This window comes from Bradyrhizobium sp., from assembly GCF_052389815.1.
GTDB lineage: Bacteria > Pseudomonadota > Alphaproteobacteria > Rhizobiales > Xanthobacteraceae > Bradyrhizobium.
Genome location: NZ_JBQTHN010000221.1, coordinates 1 through 21,106, shown reverse-complemented (window position 1 = coordinate 21,106; position 21,106 = coordinate 1). Strand labels below are relative to the sequence as shown.

24 protein-coding genes are annotated in these 21,106 nt (G+C 63.0%); 10 read left to right on the top strand and 14 right to left on the bottom strand.

The window, feature by feature from the left end; all coding sequences use genetic code 11:
• From ACT4OC_RS29635 to glyA, 4 genes are all read right to left on the bottom strand, one after another.
• On the bottom strand, nt 1-566 hold a 566-nt coding region (locus tag ACT4OC_RS29635; RefSeq protein WP_444842614.1), incomplete at its 3' end, for a riboflavin synthase.
• A gap of 116 nt (nt 567-682) precedes the next feature.
• Nucleotides 683-1,834, bottom strand: coding sequence for a bifunctional diaminohydroxyphosphoribosylaminopyrimidine deaminase/5-amino-6-(5-phosphoribosylamino)uracil reductase RibD (ribD, locus tag ACT4OC_RS29630; RefSeq protein ID WP_444842613.1), 1,152 nt, complete (start codon nt 1,832-1,834; stop codon nt 683-685).
• The gene (gene nrdR, locus ACT4OC_RS29625) at nt 1,831-2,313 is read right to left on the bottom strand and encodes a transcriptional regulator NrdR (RefSeq protein ID WP_444842612.1); all 483 of its coding nucleotides are present in this window, start codon (nt 2,311-2,313) and stop codon (nt 1,831-1,833) included. Before nrdR ends, ribD begins: the two co-directional genes overlap by 4 nt.
• Before the next feature lie 13 nt (nt 2,314-2,326).
• Entirely contained in the window at nt 2,327-3,640 is a 1,314-nt protein-coding gene (glyA, locus tag ACT4OC_RS29620; protein ID WP_444842611.1) for a serine hydroxymethyltransferase, read from the bottom strand.
• Between the two features lie 363 nt (nt 3,641-4,003).
• Between glyA and ACT4OC_RS29615 the strand changes: the two genes are divergently transcribed.
• Nucleotides 4,004-4,180, top strand: coding sequence for a hypothetical protein (locus ACT4OC_RS29615; protein WP_444842610.1), 177 nt, complete (start codon nt 4,004-4,006; stop codon nt 4,178-4,180).
• A gap of 166 nt (nt 4,181-4,346) precedes the next feature.
• Entirely contained in the window at nt 4,347-5,456 is a 1,110-nt protein-coding gene (locus tag ACT4OC_RS29610) for a YaaC family protein (protein ID WP_444842609.1), read from the top strand.
• Nucleotides 5,457-5,492: 36 nt separating this feature from the next.
• On the opposite strand, the gene ACT4OC_RS29605 is transcribed toward ACT4OC_RS29610, so the two are convergent.
• The 7 genes from ACT4OC_RS29605 to ACT4OC_RS29575 all read right to left on the bottom strand — a co-directional run bounded on the left by ACT4OC_RS29605 (nt 5,493) and on the right by ACT4OC_RS29575 (nt 10,367).
• Nucleotides 5,493-6,131 (bottom strand): glutathione S-transferase family protein, encoded by a 639-nt coding sequence (locus tag ACT4OC_RS29605; RefSeq protein WP_444842608.1) that lies wholly within the window; start codon nt 6,129-6,131, stop codon nt 5,493-5,495.
• A 322-nt stretch (nt 6,132-6,453) separates the two neighbouring features.
• Nucleotides 6,454-6,645: a hypothetical protein gene (locus ACT4OC_RS29600; protein ID WP_444842607.1), complete on the bottom strand. Its 192-nt coding sequence runs from the start codon at nt 6,643-6,645 to the stop codon at nt 6,454-6,456.
• On the bottom strand, nt 6,638-8,188 hold the full coding sequence (locus tag ACT4OC_RS29595; RefSeq protein WP_444842606.1) for an anti-phage dCTP deaminase: 1,551 nt from the start codon (nt 8,186-8,188) through the stop codon (nt 6,638-6,640). The genes ACT4OC_RS29600 and ACT4OC_RS29595 overlap by 8 nt, the downstream gene beginning before the upstream one ends.
• Nucleotides 8,189-8,326: 138 nt before the next feature.
• Nucleotides 8,327-8,548 carry a hypothetical protein gene (locus tag ACT4OC_RS29590; protein ID WP_444842605.1) on the bottom strand — a complete coding sequence of 74 codons (222 nt, stop codon included), beginning with the start codon at nt 8,546-8,548 and terminating at the stop codon, nt 8,327-8,329.
• A 40-nt stretch (nt 8,549-8,588) separates the two neighbouring features.
• Nucleotides 8,589-8,816: a hypothetical protein gene (locus tag ACT4OC_RS29585; protein WP_444842604.1), complete on the bottom strand. Its 228-nt coding sequence runs from the start codon at nt 8,814-8,816 to the stop codon at nt 8,589-8,591.
• A gap of 192 nt (nt 8,817-9,008) precedes the next feature.
• Entirely contained in the window at nt 9,009-9,524 is a 516-nt protein-coding gene (gene ldtR / locus ACT4OC_RS29580) for a transcriptional regulator LdtR (protein ID WP_444842603.1), read from the bottom strand.
• Nucleotides 9,525-9,908: 384 nt separating this feature from the next.
• On the bottom strand, nt 9,909-10,367 hold the full coding sequence (locus ACT4OC_RS29575; protein WP_444842602.1) for a DUF6163 family protein: 459 nt from the start codon (nt 10,365-10,367) through the stop codon (nt 9,909-9,911).
• A 169-nt stretch (nt 10,368-10,536) separates the two neighbouring features.
• Here ACT4OC_RS29575 and ACT4OC_RS29570 point away from each other — a divergent pair, with 169 nt between their 5' ends.
• Both ACT4OC_RS29570 and hemB read left to right on the top strand, forming a co-directional pair.
• The gene (locus ACT4OC_RS29570) at nt 10,537-11,325 is read left to right on the top strand and encodes a class I SAM-dependent methyltransferase (RefSeq protein WP_444842601.1); all 789 of its coding nucleotides are present in this window, start codon (nt 10,537-10,539) and stop codon (nt 11,323-11,325) included.
• A gap of 90 nt (nt 11,326-11,415) precedes the next feature.
• Nucleotides 11,416-12,477, top strand: coding sequence for a porphobilinogen synthase (hemB, locus tag ACT4OC_RS29565; protein WP_444842600.1), 1,062 nt, complete (start codon nt 11,416-11,418; stop codon nt 12,475-12,477).
• Here hemB and ACT4OC_RS29560 read toward each other — a convergent pair.
• The gene (locus ACT4OC_RS29560; RefSeq protein ID WP_444842599.1) at nt 12,474-13,109 is read right to left on the bottom strand and encodes a DUF6151 family protein; all 636 of its coding nucleotides are present in this window, start codon (nt 13,107-13,109) and stop codon (nt 12,474-12,476) included. The genes hemB and ACT4OC_RS29560 overlap by 4 nt on opposite strands.
• Nucleotides 13,110-13,296: 187 nt before the next feature.
• Between ACT4OC_RS29560 and ACT4OC_RS29555 the strand changes: the two genes are divergently transcribed.
• Both ACT4OC_RS29555 and ACT4OC_RS29550 read left to right on the top strand, forming a co-directional pair.
• Nucleotides 13,297-13,845, top strand: coding sequence for an RDD family protein (locus ACT4OC_RS29555; RefSeq protein ID WP_444842598.1), 549 nt, complete (start codon nt 13,297-13,299; stop codon nt 13,843-13,845).
• A 79-nt stretch (nt 13,846-13,924) separates the two neighbouring features.
• Nucleotides 13,925-14,701 (top strand): arginyltransferase, encoded by a 777-nt coding sequence (locus ACT4OC_RS29550; RefSeq protein ID WP_444842597.1) that lies wholly within the window; start codon nt 13,925-13,927, stop codon nt 14,699-14,701.
• 82 nt (nt 14,702-14,783) lie between these two features.
• Here the strand turns inward: ACT4OC_RS29550 and ACT4OC_RS29545 are convergent, their stop codons facing one another.
• Entirely contained in the window at nt 14,784-16,160 is a 1,377-nt protein-coding gene (locus tag ACT4OC_RS29545) for an Nramp family divalent metal transporter (protein WP_444842615.1), read from the bottom strand.
• A gap of 201 nt (nt 16,161-16,361) precedes the next feature.
• Between ACT4OC_RS29545 and ACT4OC_RS29540 the strand changes: the two genes are divergently transcribed.
• Entirely contained in the window at nt 16,362-17,606 is a 1,245-nt protein-coding gene (locus tag ACT4OC_RS29540; protein WP_444842596.1) for an MFS transporter, read from the top strand.
• Nucleotides 17,607-17,610: 4 nt separating this feature from the next.
• Here the strand turns inward: ACT4OC_RS29540 and ACT4OC_RS29535 are convergent, their stop codons facing one another.
• Nucleotides 17,611-18,870, bottom strand: coding sequence for an adenylate/guanylate cyclase domain-containing protein (locus ACT4OC_RS29535; protein ID WP_444842595.1), 1,260 nt, complete (start codon nt 18,868-18,870; stop codon nt 17,611-17,613).
• A 149-nt stretch (nt 18,871-19,019) separates the two neighbouring features.
• Here ACT4OC_RS29535 and ACT4OC_RS29530 point away from each other — a divergent pair, with 149 nt between their 5' ends.
• The 3 genes from ACT4OC_RS29530 to ACT4OC_RS29520 all read left to right on the top strand — a co-directional run bounded on the left by ACT4OC_RS29530 (nt 19,020) and on the right by ACT4OC_RS29520 (nt 20,895).
• Nucleotides 19,020-20,183 carry an MFS transporter gene (locus ACT4OC_RS29530; protein WP_444842594.1) on the top strand — a complete coding sequence of 388 codons (1,164 nt, stop codon included), beginning with the start codon at nt 19,020-19,022 and terminating at the stop codon, nt 20,181-20,183.
• A 52-nt stretch (nt 20,184-20,235) separates the two neighbouring features.
• Nucleotides 20,236-20,409 carry a hypothetical protein gene (locus ACT4OC_RS29525; RefSeq protein ID WP_444842593.1) on the top strand — a complete coding sequence of 58 codons (174 nt, stop codon included), beginning with the start codon at nt 20,236-20,238 and terminating at the stop codon, nt 20,407-20,409.
• A 63-nt stretch (nt 20,410-20,472) separates the two neighbouring features.
• The gene (locus tag ACT4OC_RS29520; protein ID WP_444842592.1) at nt 20,473-20,895 is read left to right on the top strand and encodes a RidA family protein; all 423 of its coding nucleotides are present in this window, start codon (nt 20,473-20,475) and stop codon (nt 20,893-20,895) included.
• Nucleotides 20,896-21,106: the final 211 nt, after the last annotated feature.

Here is a 21,106-nt window from a genome sequence, read left to right as displayed (position 1 = left end):
TCGACCTCGATATTGACCTCGCTGCCTTCGCGCCAGCCGTTCAGCGTGGTGACGGAAAGCGTATGCGGAATGATCAGCACCGAGAATGTGACGTCCTCGACCGTGTTCACCGTCAGCGACACCCCATCCAGCGTCACCGAGCCCTTGGTGGCGATGAAGCGCGCCAGCTCGCGCGTCGTGCGCAGCGTGATACGGGCCATATCCGGCAGATCTTCGCGCTTCTCGACGGTGGCGATGCCATCGGCATGGCCGGCCACGATGTGGCCGCCGAGTTCGTCGCCGATCTTCAGCGCGCGCTCGAGGTTGAGTTTTGTTCCCGCCGCCCAATGCTTCGCCGTCGTCATCGACAGCGTTTCCGCGGCGGCGTCGACATCGAACCAGGTCTTGCCGCCGTCTACCCCGGAGCCGACCACGGTCAGGCACACCCCGTTGCAGGCGATCGAGGCGCCGTCGGCGATGGTTTTCTGGTCGTAGCGGCAAGCGATGCGCATGCGATGCAACTGCCCTTGCGCAACAGGCTTCAGGCTGGCGATCTCGCCGACGTCGGTGACGATACCCGTAAACACGTAACCCTCTCAGTCTTCGTCATGGCCGGGCTCGTCCCGGCCATCCACGTCTTCGTATTGCATCCGCAGCCAAGACGTGGATGCCCGGGTCAAGCCCGGGCATGACGACGAGTGGGCTACGCGCGCTCGTAAATCGTAAGAGTATCCTTGTCCAAGGTCTCGCTAGCACGAACGCGAAACTTCGGCGACTGCGTGATAGCGGCCAGCGGCAATGCGTCCAGCGCGGGCACGCCTCCGGCGCCGACCGTACCAGTCCCTCGCAACAGCCAGACTTCATCGACAAGGCCGGCCGCGACAAAGGACGACGCCACCCGCGCGCCGCCCTCCACCATCAGCCGCGTGATGCCTTTTTCGGAAAGTGCGTGCACCACGGCCGACGGATCGAGCCCCGGCTTCGCCGGATCGGTCGCAACGCGGATCACCTGGGCCCCGGCCGCACCGAGCCTGGTCGCTGCGGCCGCCTCCGCCGTCTCCGATGCCGCCACCCACAGCGGCGTCGCCCGCGCCGAGCGTACCAGCCGGCTGTCACCGGAAATGCGCAGCGCCCGGTCGAGAACCACCCGCACCGGCGAGCGCGTTTCCATGCCCGGCAGCCGGCAGGTCAAAAGAGGATCGTCCGAACGCACCGTGCCGATCCCGACCAGAATGGCGTCCGAGCGCGCCCGCAGCAGATGCACCCGCGTCTTCGCGGCCTCACCGGTGATGGCGATCGGCTTGTGGCCCGAGGCGCCGATCTTGTCGTCGGCAGACACCGCGAGCTTGAGGATCACATGCGGACGCCTGTCGCGAATGCGGAGAAAATGCCCGGCGTGATCGCGCGCAGCCTCTGCGGCGCACGGGCCGACGTCGACGGCAATTCCCGCGGCGCGCAACCTGGCGTGCCCCTGCCCGGCCACCTCCGGATTGGGATCCTCGATCGCCGACACCACCCGGGAAATGCCCGAGGCAATCACGGCATCCACGCAGGGCGGCGACTTGCCGAAATGCGAGCAGGGCTCGAGCGTCACATAGAGCGTGGCGCCGCGCGCGGCCTCTCCGGCCCGGCGCAGCGCCTCGGGCTCGGCATGCGGCCGGCCGCCTGCTTGCGTCCAGCCGCGCCCGACAATGACGCCATCCTTGACCACGACTGCACCCACGGCCGGATTGGGCCAGGTCCGCCCCTGCCCGCGCCGGCCAAGCGCCAGCGCCAGCTGTATGTAGCGCCGGTCGGCCGCCTTGGAATCCCGGATTTTCTGGGCGTACTGGTCTTCCAGGATGCGGAAGATCATTTGCGTATCGTGGCGAGCCGGTTGTCCTCTTCGCCGGAGAGCTCGCCGAGTACGGTCTTGAAGTCTTTCGCTTCGCGGAAATTGCGATAGACGGAGGCGAAGCGGACGTAGGCTACGTCGTCGAGCTCGCGCAGGTGCTCCATCACGATCTCGCCGATCGCCTCCGACGACACCTCGGATTCGCCGCTGCTTTCGAGCTCGCGCACGATGGTGGAGACCATCTTCTCCAGCCGTTCCGGTTCGACCGGGCGCTTGCGCAAGGATATCTGCAACGAGCGCACCAGCTTGTCGCGGTCGAACGGCACCCGCCGCCCGTTGCGCTTGATCACCGTGAGCTCGCGCAGCTGCACGCGCTCGAAGGTGGTGAAACGGAAGTTGCAGGCAATGCAGACGCGCCGCCGGCGGATCACGGCCGAATCCTCCGTCGGCCGGGAATCCTTCACCTGCGTATCGAGACTGTTGCAGCTCGGGCAGCGCATCTGGAATACCTTGCTAGTAAATCGGAAAGCGGTCGGTCAGCGCCCGCACGCGTTCCTTCATGGCGGCTTCGACCAGCGGCGCCTTGCCGTCCGGCGACTGCGCCAGCGCGTTGAGGACTTCGGCGATCATGCCGCCGACCTGCTGGAACTCGGCGACGCCGAAGCCGCGCGTCGTCGCTGCCGGCGTGCCGAGGCGCAGGCCGGAGGTGACGAACGGGGTTTCGGGATCGTAGGGGATGCCGTTCTTGTTGCAGGTGATGGCGGCGCGCACCAGCGCCTTCTCCGACATATTGCCCTTCAGCCCCTTGGGCCGGAGGTCCACCAGCATCAGGTGGTTGTCGGTGCCGCCGGAGACGATGTCGAGGCCCTGGCCGCGCAGCGATTCCGCAAGCGCCTTGGCGTTCTCGACGACGTTCTTCGCGTAGATCTTGAAGTCCGGACGCAGCGCCTCGGCGAAGGCCACCGCCTTGGCGGCGATGATGTGCATCAGCGGCCCACCCTGCAGGCCCGGGAATATCGCGGAGTTGAGCTTCTTGGTGAGGGACTCATCGTTCCACAGCATCAGGCCGCCGCGCGGACCGCGCAGCGACTTGTGGGTCGTTGTGGTCGTGACATGCGCATAAGGCACGGGCGAAGCATGCACGCCGCCCGCGACGAGGCCGGCAAAATGCGCCATGTCGACCATGAGGTAGGCGCCGATCGAGTCGGCGATCTCGCGGAAACACTTGAAGTCCCACGGGCGGGAATAAGCCGAGCCACCGGCGATGATCAGCTTCGGGCGCACCTCTTCGGCCTGCCTGGCCACCTCATCCATGTCGATCACCTGGTCCTCGCGCCGCACGGTGTAGTGCGAGGCCTTGAACCACTTGCCGGACATGTTGACCGGCGAGCCGTGGGTGAGATGGCCGCCGGCGGCCAGATCAAGGCCCATGAAGGTGTCGCCGGGCTGCAGCAGCGCCAGGAAGACCGCCTGATTCATCTGGCTGCCCGAATTGGGCTGAACGTTCGCAAAGCCGGCGCCGAACAGCTTCTTCGCCCGATCGATCGCCAGCGTCTCGGCGACGTCGACCCATTCGCAACCGCCGTAGTACCGCGCCCCCGGATAGCCTTCCGCGTATTTGTTGGTCATCACCGAACCCTGCGCTTCCAGCACGGCGCGGCTGACGATGTTTTCCGAGGCGATCAGCTCGATCTCGTGGCGCTGCCGGCCGAGCTCACCCTTGATCGCAGCTGCGATCTCGGGATCGGCATCGCGGAGGGTGGCGGTGAAGAAGGTGTCGGGCGCGGAAGCGACCTGGACACTGGCATTGGCGCGGGAGGAGCTCATCGGCGAAATATCTCCACCGCCGCAGTCAGTTGGGCGACTACGGGCGGTTCTGGTTTGGCGGTCGAAAGAAGCGTCTGCGCCATACCATATCGGCCGGAAATGGCCAAGCCATTGAGGTAAGCACCTGGTACTTATGCAACATATGGTGGGGCTGGAGCGGGTTGGAACCCTTCCCGGGGGCTTGCCGCACCGCATCCACCGTCGGCACCCGGCCCGGCATCGGCGTCCGAACAGCCGCAAAAGGCACCGATTCTGGGGCTGCAGGTGCCGACCCCGGTGTCACCCGATCGTGAAGCCACCGTCCGTTCCGCTCGGAAGACTAACAACTAGCTGAGGGAATCACAGAGCTAGAGGAGCTAGCCCATGACCGAGGCGGCGGTACTGCGGCAGAAGGCCGAGATGTTCGAAGAGCGTGCCCGGGGCGCGACCGATCCGATTTCCAGGCAGCATTACCGCGAAATGGCTGCCCATTATCGCAAGCTGCTGGTCGAGCATCTCGACGAGCGATCCTATGAGCTGACCGACTGGCAGCGGTCCTAGCCCGCAAGCCGATACGCCCCACCCTTCTCCACGGAACGCTTGAACGCAGGCCGCGCGTGCATGCGCGTCAGCCAGGCGTGAATGTCGCCGTGGTTCTAGCTTGCCCGAAACTGCGCGTAATTCGTTCTGATATGATGGATGACGGGACTGGGGAGACCGTCAACACATGAATTTCTCAATACGCCTGATTCCACGAAGCGAATCAGTTCAGCACATCTATCGCGGTCTACAGGGGCTCACAAATACCGACCTCGTTACCGAAATAATTTGCGAGCGACATGCACTTCCAAAGGAACACCGCCAAAACGCGCGAAAGCAGGCCGAATCGATAAGATCGTGTTTGGAACAGGCTCTCGAATACTGCGAGGCCGCCAAGAAATCTGAATATGCTAAACCGACGCTAACCTACTACGCAGTAATGTCGTTTGCCCTTTGCGAGGTGCTGCTCAAAAGAGACGGAAACTACCGCCTCCAAAAGTTGAGACAGAACCACGCGCACCATGGTCTCGAATTCACAATGCCGGAGGTAAGACGTCACGCTGATCTGACGGCAGCTGACCTAGGCGCTCGGCTTCTCAACCGAGGAACGTTTCCGGTTTGGTACGAAACATCTCGCCAAAGGCCAGTGTGGGGCGAGGAGACCAATGTCGAAGGCGGGACTAGCAGCACAGGACTGAGTGTGCTGTTTCAGGTTTCTGAAGTAAGTCATCAACTTGAAACGATAAACTTGCAACAGCTCGCTGAGATTTGCCCAGCGATCTACTTCGAAAGTGACACGCTTCAAGCTACTTCAACACTAGTGCGCGCCACTTTCAAACGACGAAACAACCTCAAGGAGAACACAATAACGTGGGATACTGTTTTTCATCCCTCCGCTCCCGAAATCCTTGCCAAAGTTGTGGAGCGGATTCAGTTCAGCCCGAGCTGTACTGACCTCGTGAAGACCCGTGAAATGAAGAATGGGGCGGGCTTTTCACTTACTGCGCCATTTGGAGCTCAATACGTTGGGATCAACATGCCTGATGCCTTTGCGCAGGACGGGAAAATTGCGTTGGTGCGATCCGACGGCATCGACATAAATGAGTTCGGCATTTACTACTTGGCATCATATATGGCGGGCATGTTCGCGCGATACTACCCGGAAGTTTGGGAAGCTTGCTCAAATACGCGCAACACAGTCTATCTCATGATCGATGCGCTTATGAACGCGTCCTTGGATCGCGCTCCTTTGTTGCTCCTTGAGGAATTTAGGCGTGAAATATTCGTACTGACGTAGAAAGACACTCAAGAAAGCAACTAATCGAGATAGCCCCTAGCCCGCCAGCCGATACGCTCCGCCCTTCTCCACTGAACGCTTGAACGCTGGCCGCGCGTGCATGCGCGTGAGCCAGCCTGCGAAATTCGGGTACGCGGCGAGCTTGCCGAACGATCGCGCCACCTCGGCCACGAAACTCATCTGAATATCGGCGCCGCTCAAGGACGACCCAACGAAGAATTCGCGCATTCCCAGCGCCCCCTCGATGTAGCCGAGGTGGTTGGCGATCTCGCTCTCGATGCGCGGATGCAGCGGCGCGCCCGCCTCCTTCAGCCGCGACACGTAGAGGTTCAGCATCAGCGGCAGCATCGCCGAGCCCTCGGAGTAGTGCAGCCACTCGTAATACGCTTCGTACTCAGCGCCACCGGGCGCCGGCATCATCGCGGGTTTGCCGTTCCCTTGGCCGTAGCGGCGGATGATGTAGTCGACGATGGCGGCCGACTCCGCGCTGCGGACATCGCCGTCGGTGATAACGGGCGATTTGCCGAGCGGATGCACCGCCTTCAATTCAGGCGGCGCCAGCCGCGTCTGCGCATCGCGCTGATAGCGCTTGAGCTCATAGGGCGTGCCGAGCTCTTCCAGCAGCCACAATATCCGCTGCGAGCGGGAGTCGTTGAGGTGGTGGAGTGTGAGCATGCGTTTCCCCTAAGCGCGAGGTTTTGGTTACATCGTCGCTGAAAGCTCGAAATTCGCCTCGACCGCAGAGAAGAATGGCCCAAACGGTATCGGCAGACACGATTCGAGAATCGTTAAAAGTGCAGCCTTGCCCTGATGTAGCCAGTTGCGATCACTGCTTACCGTTGACTGGACGCAGATTCACCGATCCGACCGGCATGAACCTGTATACGTCTCCCAAGAAATGTAGCCGCAAGGCAGGCATCCGAGCAGTCGAGACTACACCGCGCCGTTGATTGTGTTGTTTTAGTTGTCGCTACAGCAGAAAAAAGAGGCGTGAAGGTCATTTCTTCTTTGTATAGCCCTCACGGATCACTCGCTCCAGCACCGAAGCACCATGACGCACCGCTCGAACACTATTCAAATCAGTGACGGGTTTATCTCGCCTTACGTCACCACCACCCTTGCTGATTCTTGCTTCGTGCTGCACTCGAAATGAGAGACGTAGCTGGCGATCGTCTTTCCGCTCAGACATTCTTCCCTCCAGCAACTTGCGCGGATTCGATCTTGGTGAGTCTTGCAACAACCAATCGTTCCCGCGCTTCAAACCCGTCTAGCGGCGCGAGAGACACCGGCTTAGCTTCAAGCCGATTCGTTAACAGCAACTTACCGTCCTTCTTTCTGCTTCCACGGTCTTTGAACAGACGAATCATGTTGCGTGGCGCAACACCCTCGTACTGGAGAAATACGACCTTCTTTGTGGAGTCGGCTTCGTGGATAGAAATAGTATCCTCATGAAGATTAAGAGCCAAGCTCTTCGTATAAGGTTCAATGTAGATAACTCGCTTAATCCCAGCCGCAACTATATGTCTGGCGCAGCTGTGGCATGGGAAAGTTGTTGAATACAGAGTTCCTCCAACGAGCCCCGCCTTGCCATTTCTTGCCACTGAAATGATCGCTTCCATTTCGGCATGAACGGCTCGGGAGAACTCGATCAAATTCTTCACATCGGAATTGTGCAAGACGTCGATCGCCTTGGCCTGCCGCTTCGAGTCAATGGCGCCGCTCCGCGCGTCAAAAATACCTGCTTCCCCCAAGGCAATGGCTATCCGGGATAATATCTCCTCCTTTCGCGAGTCGTTATGACAGATCTTTCCGCGCCATTGGAAACAACGATGATCGCCATCACCATCCTCACGTGAGTAGAGGCCGCCACCAAACTTGGGAACGTCGTTATTCCCCATCCCGATAACATCGCCTTGCTCATTGGCGATCACTGCACCCACCTGTCGAGAAAGACACGCGGATTCAGCGGCCGCAGAAGTCGCCGCATACATCGCACTTTCATCCTTGGTGGGGGTTTGCACCCCAATCGCGAACATGACATCCAAGAATCTTTCGACTGTGCGCCGCAAGTTCTTGTCGTTATCACCATCATTTCTGATAAAGAAATCAGCCAAGAACATTGCGTCTCTAACGCGTTGCCCTGATTTCACTCCTTCATCTTCATCCCTCTTGAAAATGTCGACAACATAGTTCTCGTTGTACCCCTCCGCAGTCAGACGACCGCGCCTCACTTCATCCGGAGCGAATATCCCAATTAGCCAAAACGTTTCACCGTAAACCTCGCGCAGCCGCCTCACCTCATCTGGATGTTTAATTGAATCGACAATGGTGAAGTGGCGGCGAGCCTTGGGCAAATGCTCGCTCGTTCCGCGCTCAAGATTTATTTGAGCAACGATCTTCTCGATGAGATAGGTGTTTCCGAAAGTCTGTCGCAGCTTCGTCCCGTAATGTTGAAGCTTCTCAGTGCGTTTTGGGTCGTTGACGTCAACTATTGTTTCGCCCAACACCGTTGCGCTTTGATTGATTATGCCACTTACTTTCAAGCTCTTGCCCTCATAACCAAATTGAGACTTGAGAAGCTCGCTGAAAATATTCGCGCAATAGGAAATTCCGGAGCCTATTGGCCCGACAAATCCAATGATAAGTTCGTCAGTTTTCCTGTCCTCAACATCCAGTAAGTCAACATCAGAATCGACGGAAAACAGAGCGGGCTGGCGACGTTGTATCGGCATAAAATTTCCGGTTGCGGTTCCTAATCCAACAACCTGATAGTATCGGGAAAAATTTACAAGCCAATACTTCGTCGGCCGCCCGCTAGGATAACATTCCTCGGAAGCGCGGATCAACGGGAACGCAGACCCTATGACCTCTTACAGCCCCGTATATCCCGCCTTCACGGGATCGTTGCTGCCGTCGAGCTGGCGCAGATAGGTCAGCCCGCACACAGTCAGCCGGTGCTCGTCCTTTTCGCCTGCTTCGAACAGCGTCCTGACGTATTCCGTCACTTTCTCGCGTGCCTCGTCGCTGGCGGCAGCGGACTGGTTCATCAGCAGATCGTAGGTCTGCATGATGCGGTCGATGGCGGCGTCCATGCTGAAGGGCTCCGATGCGGGGTCAGGCGATGATGCGGGCTCAGGCAACGAGCGTCTCGGACTCGAATCTTGCGATCGCCTTGTTGGCAAGCCGGATCTTGTTGTACTCGCCGCGCTGAAACAGCTGCACGATGATGGCGAGCAGGCGTTCATTGGTGGCGATGGTATCGGCGATCGCGCCGGTCCGGCGCAGATAGTTGGATGCGATGGCGTAGGCTTCGCCCACCGCCTCGACATTCATCACCTGCAAACCGCGTTCGACCAGCATGTTCAAGTCCTCCGCTTCGGATCGATAAAGCGGAGCGCAGAAATAAGTTCCAATTCGGGAGGCAGGCGTTCTTCCACACAAATAACGCAAACGCACCGGCCCGGAAAATCCCGGTCCCGATGCGTTTTGGGGAAATATCGCCAGGTTTTGACGGCTGCCGGTCTTCTTTGCGGCCGGCTTGGCCGTCAATTCTCAGAGACGATAGAGGATCTGGTCGGTCCAGAACCGCTCGAGGCGGTGCAGCGACTTGTTCAGCGTCGCGAACTCCTCGCTGGAGATGCCGCCCACCTGCTCCACCGTCTTGACGTGCTTCTGGTAGAGCGCATCGACGATCTTGCGGATTTCCTGGCCCTGCGCGGTCAGACGGATGCGGACCGAGCGGCGATCGACGCGCGAGCGCTGGTGGTCGAGGAAGCCGAGCTCGACGAGCTTCTTCAGGTTGTAGGAGACGTTGGAGCCGAGATAGTAGCCGCGCGTGCGCAGCTCGCCCGCCGTCAGCTCCTTGTCGCCGATGTTGTAGAGCAGCAAAGCCTGCACCGAGTTGATGTCGGCGCGGCCGCGGCGATCGAATTCGTCCTTGATGACGTCGAGCAGGCGGCGATGCAGCCGCTCCACCAGAGTCAGAGCTTCGAGATAGAGCGGCTGCACCCCGGACTGGCCTGCAGCGCGGTCAGCGGTTTCCACCGCCGTCGCAACGGCTTTCATCATGACACTTCCCCTGTTGTCGTTTTTATCGACACTCATTCGACGAAACTTTTGTCCCGCCTGATAGGGCCAACGTAAGGGGCCGGCTTGAAGATCAGCTTAAACAAGACAATAAAGAGATCATGAATTTAGGAGAGTGAATCGCAGATTAAGCCTGTGCCAGAAGGGCTTTTCGCGATTTCCCGTTCACGCTGCACCGCCCGTGTTCACGCTTCGTCTGCCCTCTTCCCGCGGGCGCTGTCGCGTTCCAGTACAAGCCTATCCGATTTGGAAACGAGTGCGTAACGGGTGTGACCGAACCCTTTAGGATGAGCGAAAAGTTACCGCTAAACTTCGCTAAAATGCCCGCAATTGCGGTGAACGTTCCGTTCTCACCCTCAAGTTGCACTATGGCGGGCGCTCGCGCGCAGCCATCCAGGCGAGCGCCAGGTAGCCTGCGAGCATCAGCGCCTCGACCGCCACCACGACGAGGCTGCCGCCATAGATGCCGGGAAACATCAGCTCGATCACCGCCATCGAAACGACGGTCGTGAGCCACACCACGGCGCCCCAGGGTGTGGCGAGCCAGAGACCGACGGCGGCGACGAGCTCGATCACGGCGAAATAGATCGTCGCGGTCTGCCAGGCCATGGCCTGGTTCTCGAACGCCTCCTCCTCGCCGCCGACGAAGCCGGTGACCTGCGCCCAGTGATAGAGGCCCTTGGCGATCGAAAGCACCGCCATCACGCGCAGGAACAGCACGAGCCGCCGCGTCCAGGCGTTCTCGTCCGGCTCGATGCGCTCGGACGACAGCGCCGCCGCCGTCAGGGCGTCCCGCGGTGGCTCGCGCGTGGAAGTGTCGGACATCGGGGTTCGGCGCTCGTCGGTGCTGGTTTCGGGAGGAATCCCCCCTCGTGCCGGCCTTCTTGGCCCGGCCAGACGCTAAAATCAATTGCCGGAACGGCCCGTACGATGCACGTTCCTTGCGTTTTGTCCCTCAGGCGCTCTTGCGGATCAATATGCGGGAAGAAGCAAAATGACCGAACAAGTCCTCCGCTTCGTCGATGGCGCGGCCTATGAGCAGAACATGGGAATCTGGAGCCGGCTTGCTGGCGAGGTGTTTCTCGATTGGCTGGCTCCGCCGCTTGGATTGCGCTGGATCGACATCGGTTGCGGCAACGGCGCGTTCACCGAACTGCTGATCGCGCGATGCGCGCCGGCGGAGGTGCAGGGCATCGACCCCTCCGAAGGCCAGCTCGATTATGCACGCAGGCGGCCCGGCCTGCACACAGCGAAGCTTTTGCAGGGCGACGCTATGGCAATTCCATTCGCCGACGGCCGTTTCGACGCGGCGGTCATGGCGCTGGTGCTCGTGTTCGTTCCCGATCCCCGCAAGGGCATCGAGGAGATGGTCCGCGTGCTCGGCCGGGGCGGCATCGCCGCAACCTACATGTGGGACATGCTGGGCGGCGGGTTTCCGCTCGATCCGATCCTTGCCGAGATGCGCGCAATAGGTCTTTCGCCGACGCGCCCGCCGCGGATGGAAGCCTCGCAAATCGAAATGCTGCGGCAGTTGTGGACCGATGCCGGACTCGAGAAAGTGGAAACCCGTGAAATTGCGGTGCAGCGGACCTTCGCGAACTTTGACGAGTTCTGGAGCGTCAACCTGAAGGCGCCCTCCATCGGTCCGGCCGTCGCGGCGATGTCCGCCCCCGACCTGGACAAGCTCAGGGAAGGCGTACGCGCCCGCGTTCCCACGGACAGCTCGGGGCGGATCACCCGTACGGCGCGCGCCAATGCCGTCAGGGGCCACCTGCCGAAATAGCGGGTCTGCGCCTTGGGCGCGGTGACGCCGGGGATACAAGCTGCTAGAATTGGATCAATTCCAGATTACTCGCCGTTTGAGGAGTTTTCCATGGCGATCAAATTCGGCCGCCCGATCGAAATGCGCGATGCGCCGCGAAGGTCGGCGACGCTCTCCGCGCCCTCGCTCGATCTGACGGTGCGCCCGCGCCGCAACCGCAAATCGGAATGGGCGCGGCGGCTGGTACGGGAAAACGTGCTGACCACCGACGACCTGATCTGGCCGATGTTCGTGGTCGACGGCAACAACACCCGCACGCCGGTGGCCTCGATGCCCGGCGTCGACCGCCTCACCGTCGACCAGGCGGTGCGCGATGCCGAGCGCGCGGCGAAACTCGACATCCCCTGCATCGCGTTGTTCCCCTACACCGAGCCGTCCCTGCGCGACGAGCAGGGTTCCGAGGCGCTCAACCCCGACAATCTCGTCTGCCAGTCGGTGCGCGCGATCAAGAAGGAATTCCCCGACATCGGCGTGCTCTGCGACGTCGCGCTCGATCCCTTCACCAGCCACGGCCATGACGGGCTGATCGCCGACGGCAAGATCCTCAACGACGAGACCGTCGCGGTGCTGGTCAAGCAGGCACTGACGCAGGCGGAAGCCGGCTGCGACATCATCGCTCCTTCCGACATGATGGACGGCCGCGTCGGCGCGATCCGCGAGGCGCTGGACGATGAGGGCTTCGTCGACGTGCAGATCATGTCCTATGCGGCGAAATACGCCTCCGCCTTCTACGGCCCGTTCCGCGACGCGATCGGTTCCGCCAAGACGCTGACCGGCGACAAGCGCACCTACCAGATGGACAGCGCCAATTCCGACGAGGCGCTGCGCGAGGTCGAGCTCGACATCGCCGAGGGCGCCGACATGGTGATGGTCAAGCCCGGCATGCCCTATCTCGACATCGTGCGCCGCGTGAAGGACACGTTCGCGATGCCGACCTTCGTCTACCAGGTGTCCGGCGAATACGCGATGATCGTGGGTGCCGCGCGCAACGGCTGGATCGACGGCGACCGCGCCATGATGGAAGCCCTGCTCGGCTTCAAGCGCGCCGGCGCCGACGGCATCCTGACCTATTTCGCAGCTGAGGCAGCCGAGAAGATCAAGGCGCAGCGCTAGGCCTGCGCCCGCAGCGCCGGCTTCGGCCCGCACAGCGGGCGCAGCGCCTCGCGCTGTTCCTGCGGCAGCACCTTCAGCGGATAGATCGGCTCGCGTGTCTTCAGGTGGAAGAACGGGTGCGGCCAGGCCCGCCCGCGCAGCCGCCAGCCCAGCACCTTGGTGATGGCGCGCAACAGCAGCGTCAGATTGATGCCGGTGGAACCCGCCGGGGCCGGGCCGACGGCGTACTTGCCGAGGATCGCACCGAGCGGAGCGCCGAACACGGCATCGACCGTTCGCGTGCCGCCCTCGAAGGTCTGCGCCGTCAGACCGACGAAGGGGATCGCAGGACCCAGCGTGTTGCCGACCGGGGTGTTGCAGCAGGTCGTATGCCAGCGGAACAGGCCCTTGGGGCTCAGGCGCAGCCCCGCAATTCGGTTCCGCCCCTTGATGAAGGTGAGCGAGGCCGGCGCGACCTGGACGATGTCGCTGCCGCCTTGCGCATTGAGCAGGTCGGCGCGGCCGAGCTGGTGGGCGAAGGCCTGGCAGTCGTCGCAATAGCAGACCACGCGATTGACCTTTTGCGGCGAGGCATTGCTGACGAGGCCGATTACCTCGCCGCAGCGGCAGCGTACCTGCACTTCCCTCGCCATCTGTCCCCTCTCCGTCCGGTGATGCCGCCGGATGTTCGCCGGGTTGGCTTCGACTCACAAGCTGGCGCGGCCGTTCGGCCACGGTTATGCCGGAATATTTCCGCCAGTTAATGCGCTGGAGGGCCTTGCAGCCGGGCGGCTGGCTCCCATGTCCAGTCGCGGGAATGCACGGTCTGGAGGACTGACCATGACGTATGGCGGCTCGGGTGACACCGGCGGTGCCTGGCGCAATGACGGCGGGGTGCAGCCGCATGCCTTCGATCCGGTGACGCAGCCGGAGCTGTTCAGCGGCGTGCTGAGCAAGCGGGTTTTTGCATTCCTGATCGACCTGGTCGTGATTACCGTTCCCGTGCTGCTCGGCTATCTCTTCATTCTCCTGTTCGGCCTGCTGACGCTCGGCCTCGGCTGGATGCTGTTCTGGCTGGCCTGGCCGGCTACCGTGGTCTGGGCGATCGTCTACTACGGCGCAACGCTCGGTGGGCCGCGTTCGGCCACGGTCGGCATGCGGGTGATGGAAATCGAGCTGCGCACCTGGTACGGCGCGCCCGGCTATTTCGTGCTTGGTGCAATGCACGCCGTGCTGTTCTGGGTTTCGGTCTCGTTCCTGACCCCGCTCGTGGTCCTGGTGGGCCTGTTCAACGGCCGCCGGCGGCTGCTGCACGACATCGTGCTCGGAACCGTGGTTATCAACAGCTTCGCCCGCACCGAGCCGGCGCAGCCGGCACCGACATACTGATCCGTAGCCTATCCGATTGACGGTCGGCCTCGGCGGCGCGATGCTGGAGCTGGCTGCTTCGGAGGCCTGACGACGTAACGTGACCCAGCATTCGCGTGACACACCGCAATTTTACCTGACGGCGCCCTCGCCCTGTCCATATCTGCCGGGCCGGCACGAGCGCAAGGTGTTCACCCATCTGGTCGGCGACAAGGCGGCCGACCTCAACGACCTCCTCACCCATGGCGGCTTCCGCCGCAGCCAGTCGATCGCCTACCGCCCGGCCTGCGACCAGTGCCGCGCCTGCGTCTCGATCCGGGTGATCGCGGGCGAATTCCGCCCCTCCCGCAGCTTCCGCAAGGTTCTGGCGCGCAACGCCGACATCATCGGCGAGCAGCGCAGCGCGGTGCCGACCTCGGAGCAGTATTCCATCTTCCGCGCCTATCTCGACCGCCGGCACCGCCACGGCGGCATGGCCGACATGACCGTGCTCGACTACGCCATGATGGTGGAGGACAGCCACGTCGAGACCCGCATCATCGAGTACCGCAAGCGCGGCACCGATACCGGCATCACCGGCCGCGGCGACGAGCTGGTGGCGGTGGCGCTGACCGACGTGCTCAGCGACGGGCTGTCGATGGTCTATTCCTTCTTCGAGCCGTCGGAGCGCGACCGCTCGCTCGGCACCTTCATGATCCTCGATCACATCGCCCGCGCCCGCCGGCTCGGGCTGCCTTACGTTTATCTCGGCTACTGGATCGATGGGTCCAAGAAGATGGACTACAAGAGCCGCTTCCTGCCGCAGCAGCGGCTTGCCCCCAGCGGCTGGCTGCGCGTCGAGGCCTCGGGCGAAGTCTTGTCCGAGCCGCAGGATTGAGGGAGCGAATGGTGAGTGGCGAATAGCGAATGCTGCCACATCATCGCCCGCCATTCGCTACTCCCTATTCGCAATTCGCCTTTCACCCAACGAACGTGTCGACCAGGAGCTTCACGTTCAGGATCACGATCACGCCGGCGACCGTCCACGCGACCGCAGCGACCGCCGTGGGAATGACGAACTGGCCCATCTTGCGGCGGTCGGAGACGAAGCGCACCAAGGGGATCACCGCAAAGGGCAGCTGCATCGACAGGATGACCTGACTGAGGACGAGCAGCCGGGCCGTGCCGCTCTCGCCGTAGAGCGCGGTCACGATCACCACCGGCACGATGGCGATGCCGCGGGTGAGCAGGCGGCGGGCCCAGCTCGGCAGTCGCAGATTGAGGAAGCCCTCCATCACGATCTGGCCGGCGAGCGTCGCCGTCACTGTCGAGTTGAGGCCGGAGGCGAGCAGCGCCACGGCAAACAGCGTCGAGGCAATGCCGAGCCCGAGCAGCGGCGAAAGCAGCTCGAACGCCTGGCTGATCTCGGCGACATCGCTATGGCCGCTCTTGTGGAAGGTCGCGGCCGCCACCACCAGGATCGCGGCGTTGATGAACAGCGCCAGCATCAGGGCGATGGTCGAGTCCGTGGTCGCCCACTTGATGGCGTCGCGCCGGCCCTCGTCGGTGCGCGGGTAGGCGCGGGTCTGCACGATCGAGGAATGTAGATAAAGGTTATGCGGCATCACGGTGGCGCCGATGATGCCGATGGCGATGTAGAGCATCTCCGAATTGGTGAAGATCTCGCTCGAGGGCACAAAGCCCTTGAGCATCTCCGCGACCGGCGGCGCGGCGGCTGCGATCTGGATCGTAAAGCAAACGGCGATGACGATCAGGAGCGCAATGACAAACGCCTCGAGGAAGCGGAAGCCCTTGTTCATCAGCAGCAGCAGCAGAAAGGCGTCGAGCGCGGTGATCAGCGCGCCGCCGATCAGGGGAATGCCGAACAGCAGTTTCAGCGCGATCGCCGTGCCGATCACTTCCGCGAGGTCGCAGGCGATGATGGCGGCCTCGCAGACGAGCCAGAGCAGGAAATTGACCGGCCGCGAAAAGCTGGCCCGGCAGGCCTGTGCGAGATCGCGGTCGGTGACGATGCCGAGCCGCGCGGCGAGCGCCTGCAGCAGGATCGCCATCAGGTTGGACAGCAGGACCACCGAGAGTAGCGTGTAGCCAAACTTGGAACCGCCCGCGAGATCGGTCGCCCAGTTGCCGGGGTCCATGTAGCCGACCGAGACGAGGTATCCCGGCCCGGCAAAGGCGAGCAGGCGCCGCCACCACAGCCCGCCGATGGCGGGAACGGCAACGGTCGCGTTCACCTCCGCCAAGCTCTTGAGTTTGCCGGAGTCGCTAAGCCAGCCACCCGGGCTGGCAATGTCTGGCAGAGATTCAGAGCTCAAACGTGGGGCCTTTGCGTCGATTTCCGGCATGATGGCCCAATATTCTCTTTAATGCAACTCATTTGCAACTGCATCTAGCTCCACCGAATGACGAGTATCGGCCGGGCACTGACTCTTAGTCAGCGGGCCACGATCTCCCGAATCCCCGGTCTCGGGAAGCGGGTGGGTTTGACCGTTGCAACGGCGGAGGATGCCGCAACCCGAGATTACCGGATTTGCGCCATGTCCACTTCGCCTGAGATCGCCCTGCCGGCGACCTTCAACCGCCTTGCCTGGTCCAACCTCGCCGCGCAGTCCGCCGAACAGATCGCGCTGGCGGCAGCCCCCATCGTCGCGGTGCTGCTGCTCGGCGTCGGCGAAGGCCAGACGGGCGTGCTGCAGACCGCGCTCACTTTGCCCTTCATCCTGTTCGCGATCCCCGCGGGCCTGCTCGCCGACCGCATGTCGCGGCGCTTCCTGATGGCGGGCTCCGAAGCGCTGCGCGCGGCGGCGCTGGCGGCGATCCTTCTGCTGATCTGGTGTGGGGCGCTCAACCTGCCCCTGCTTGCCCTGCTCGGCTTTGCGGCCGTGTGCGGCACCGTCGTCTACAGCGTCGCGGCGCCGGCCCTGGTGCCATCGCTGGTCAGCCCGCAAGCCCTGCCGGCCGCCAATGCCCGGATCGAGCTGGCGCGCACAGTCGCCTTCGCAGCCGGCCCCGCGCTTGGCGGCGTGCTGGTCGGATGGACGGGCGCGGCTCCCGCCTTCGGCTTTGCCGCGGCCCTCTCCGCCATCGCCGTGGTGCTGCTCGCCGGCATCTACGAGCCGGCGCGCGCGCTCTCGCCGCGCCGGCATCCGCTGAAGGAGATCGGCGAAGGCGCCGGCTTCGTGATGCGGCATGCGCTGCTGCGGCCGGTCTTCATCACGCAGTTCATTTTCAACACCGCCTCGTTCCTGCTGCTGGCGGTGTTCGTGCCCTATGCCGTGCGCCACCTCGGCCTCAGCGCTACCGGCGTCGGCACGACGCTCGCCATGTACGGCGTCGGCATGGTGGTCGGCGCACTGTTCGCCACGCGGGTGATGCAGCGCCTCGCCTTCGGCACCGTAATCGGTCTTGGTCCGATCACCGGCCTCGTTGCCGCCGGCATCATGGCGCTGACCACGGTCGCGCCCTCGCCGCTCCTTACCGGGCTCGGCTTCTTCCTGCTCGGCGCGGGCCCGATCCTCTGGGTGATCTCGACCACCACGCTGCGGCAATCGGTAACGCCGCCTTCGCTGCTCGGCCGCGTCTCCGCCATCAACATCATGAGCTATGGCGCGCGCCCGCTTGGCTCGGCGCTCGGCGCCATCGTCGGCGGCCTCTACGGCGCGGAGATGTGCCTTTATCTCGCCGCCGCGATCTTCGCAGCGCAGGCGCTGGTGATCTGGCTGTCGCCGGCGGTGGCGCTGGCGCGGCAGCCCGACATGGTCGGCGAGCCCGCGCGGGGCTGAAGGATTACCCTGCCACATAGCGCGCATACTTCCCCGCGACGACCTCGTCGGTGAAGACCTCCGGATCGAGCGTGTAGAGATCCTGCGCGCCGCCGATGCCCCGGAGCGCAAAGCGGCCGGTGGAGACGAGGTAGTTGCGCCCGGTGGCGTCGAGGCCGCTGCGGAAGGCGGACGACGTCAGGAGATCGCGGTCGACGGAGCGGCACATCGAGGCGATGCGGCTGACTTCGTTGACGGCGGGGCCGACCACGGTGAAGTCGAGCCGGTCGTCGCTGCCGATATTGCCGTAAAACACCTCGCCGATGTGCAGGCCGACATGGGCTGTCGTTACCGGCCGGCCCTCGGCAGAGCGGCGAGCGTTCAGCACGTCCATGTTGTTGCGGAAGCGATGCTCGGCGCGCAGCGCGGCGCGTTTTGCAATCGACATGTTCTCGTTGGTGAACATCGCGAGCACGCCGTCGCCGATCAGCTTCAGGACTTCCCCGCCGGCGTCATGAATGGCGTCGATCGCCGCCTGCGCGTAATCGTTGAGGAACGGGATGATCTCGCCGGGCTCCATCCTTTCGCTGATCGATGTCGACGAGCGCAGGTCGGAAAACCACAGCACCGTCGTGATCCTCTCGGTGATGCCGCGCGACATTTTTCCGCGCAATACCTGTTCCGATGTCTCGCGGCCGAGATAGACGCGCCCGAGCGTGCGTGCGATATCGGCCTGCGCCGCGGACTTGATCGCGAGCCCGAGCACGGGCACGAGATCGCGCAGCGCCGCCAGGCCATCTTCGCCAAAGCCGCCGTCGCGCCGCGTCGTCCAGTTGGAGTAGACGCAATCCATCTGGCCCATCGTGCCGGCCTCACCGAAGCGATGCACGAAGGAGGCCACTTGCTTGTGCCCCTGGGCGGCGAACTCCTCGAACTTCGAATAACGGTGCGTGGCAGTGTCGGAAAGGTCGCTCACGCGCTGCTCGTGACCGTGCTCGAGCATCTCGTAAAAAACCGAACGCCGCCAGCCTTCGGCGGCGTCGCCCTGCTCGGTCGAGCCGTATTCGAAGCTGCCGGGCTGGTTGGTCTCGATGTCGTGCCAGCGGAAGCCGCGGCCTTCGAAGATGGGGTGCAGGATGTCGATCACGACCAGTCCATACGACAGTGCGATTCCCTCGGCGCAGCAGCGCTCGCAGAAACCACGGACCAGATCGCTTTCGGGCAAGCCGGTCAGGCCCTGGGTGACCAGCCAATTCATCAGGCGAATGCGTGGAACGAGTTGCATGGAATCGATTATGCCGCGCAATCAGCCGTGACGAAAGCGTGGCCCTGCAATGCCCTGATCACCTTGACGACATTCGCGTGACAACGGCAAATGCAAGAGCGCCTGAAGGAGAACCGGATGCAGCCGGCAGGAATCGGACCTACGAGAAGATGAACCCGCCGCAGCTTCCGATCATCCTGGCCCTCGGTACGACGCAGACGCTGGCCTGGGCTTCGAGCTATTACCTGCCCGCCATCCTGGCCGACCCGATCGGCCGCGATCTCGGCGTCTCCTCGAACTGGATCTTTGCGGCGTTTTCCGCCTCGCTGGTGCTGTCGGCCATTCTCGGCCCGCGCATCGGCCACCAGATCGATCTCGTCGGCGGCCGCTCGGTGCTCTGCATCTCCAATCTGACGCTGGCAGCAGGCCTCGCCCTGCTCGGCCTCACCCATTCGATTCCCGTCCTGGTCATCGCCTGGCTGGTGCTCGGTGTCGGCATGGGCATGGGCCTCTATGACGCCGCCTTCGGTGCCCTCGGGCGCATCTATGGCGATGCGGCGCGGCGCTCCATCACCGGGATCACGCTGCTCGCGGGCTTTGCCTCCACGGTCGGCTGGCCGCTCACGGCGCTCGGGCTCGAGCACGTCGGCTGGCGCAACACCTGCTTTGCCTGGGCGGCGGCGCACATCCTGCTCGGCCTGCCGATCAACTTCTTCATGCTGCCGGCGGTGCACGGTGCCAAGGCCGCGGTCGCCAATGCCGTGAAGCCGCATATTCCGATCGACCGTGCGATGGTCGTGCTGGCCTTCGTGTTCGCGGCGGCCTGGAGCGTCACCAGCGCGATGGCCGCGCATTTTCCGCGCATCCTGGAGACAGCCGGCGCGACCTCCGTGCAGGCGATCGCTGCGGGTGCCTTGATCGGGCCTGCGCAGGTCGCCGCGCGCGTCGTGGAGGCGAGCGTGCTCAGCCGATACCATCCGCTGCTCTCGACGCGGATCTCCTGCATCACCCATCCGATCGGCGCGGCGATCGTTCTGCTGTTCGGCGGCGGGTTTGCCAGCGTGTTCGCGGTGTTCCACGGCTCGGGCAACGGCATTTTGACGATTGCGCGCGGCACGCTGCCGCTCGCCATCTTCGGCTCGCAAAATTACGCTTATCGCCTCGGCCTGCTCGGCGCGCCCTCGCGCATGGCGCAGGCAGTGGCGCCGCTGGCTTTTGGCCTCCTGATCGACGTGATGGGCAGCAAGGTGCTGATGGTTTCCTCGGCGTTCAGCCTTGCCGCGCTGGCGGCACTGTTCCTGCTCGACAAGAATGCGGCTTCGCGCAAGACTTGAGCTGCGCATTCTGTTACTTCCTATTCGCGGCCCGATCGCGGACAATTGCATCATGGACAACGAGGGCAAGCGGCCAGGCTGGTGGAAATGGACGATCACGCCGCCGCAGTCCTATGCAATCTATCTCGCTGCCCTGGTGCTGGTGTTCGTGCTCTCCTTTTATTCCGGCACGCTGAAGCCGAAAGGGTCGCCCGGCATGGGATCGCCGCCGGCAGCGCAGCGATGAGTGGGGAAAGGCGCTCTTGCGCCGTGCCCACACTGCGGCTTCCGAATTGATGATGAGGACAACATGACACCGCCATCTGCCCTGACGCCGACGATCAGCTGCATCAATCCGCCGGAACTCGGCGATCCGCCGGGATATTCGCAAATCGTCGAAATTTCCGCCGGCCGTATCCTCTTCATCGCCGGCCAGACCGCCGTGGATGCGGACAGCCACATAGTCGGCAAGAATGATTTTTCCGCGCAGGCCGAGCGAGTGTTCCACAATCTTTCCGTTGCGCTTCGCGCCCGCGGATGCACCGCCGCCAATCTGGTCACGCTCACCGTGTTCCTGACCGACATGAACAATCTCGGGCGTTATCGCGAGGCACGAAACCGCTTCTTTGCCAGCGTGAAGCCGCCGGCCGCACCGGCCGTGACCCTGGTCGAGGTATCGAAGCTCTACGGTCCCGATTTCATGATCGAGATCGAGGCGGTCGCAGCCGCGTAGGGCTTTGCCGATGACAGGCTCCGTCATGACGTGGAGACGTGGCACCTCATTCTCGCAGCGCGTTTTTCGCTCGAGTCTTGCTATTTCGTTGCTCCCTCTTGGATAGAGGGCGCGGAGAAGGCCGGGCGCCGGCTGCGCCCGCAGCACCGTGTGCAACGGTAGTAAGAAAACGCACACGGATTTGACAGGTACAGCCAGGACATCCCGACCT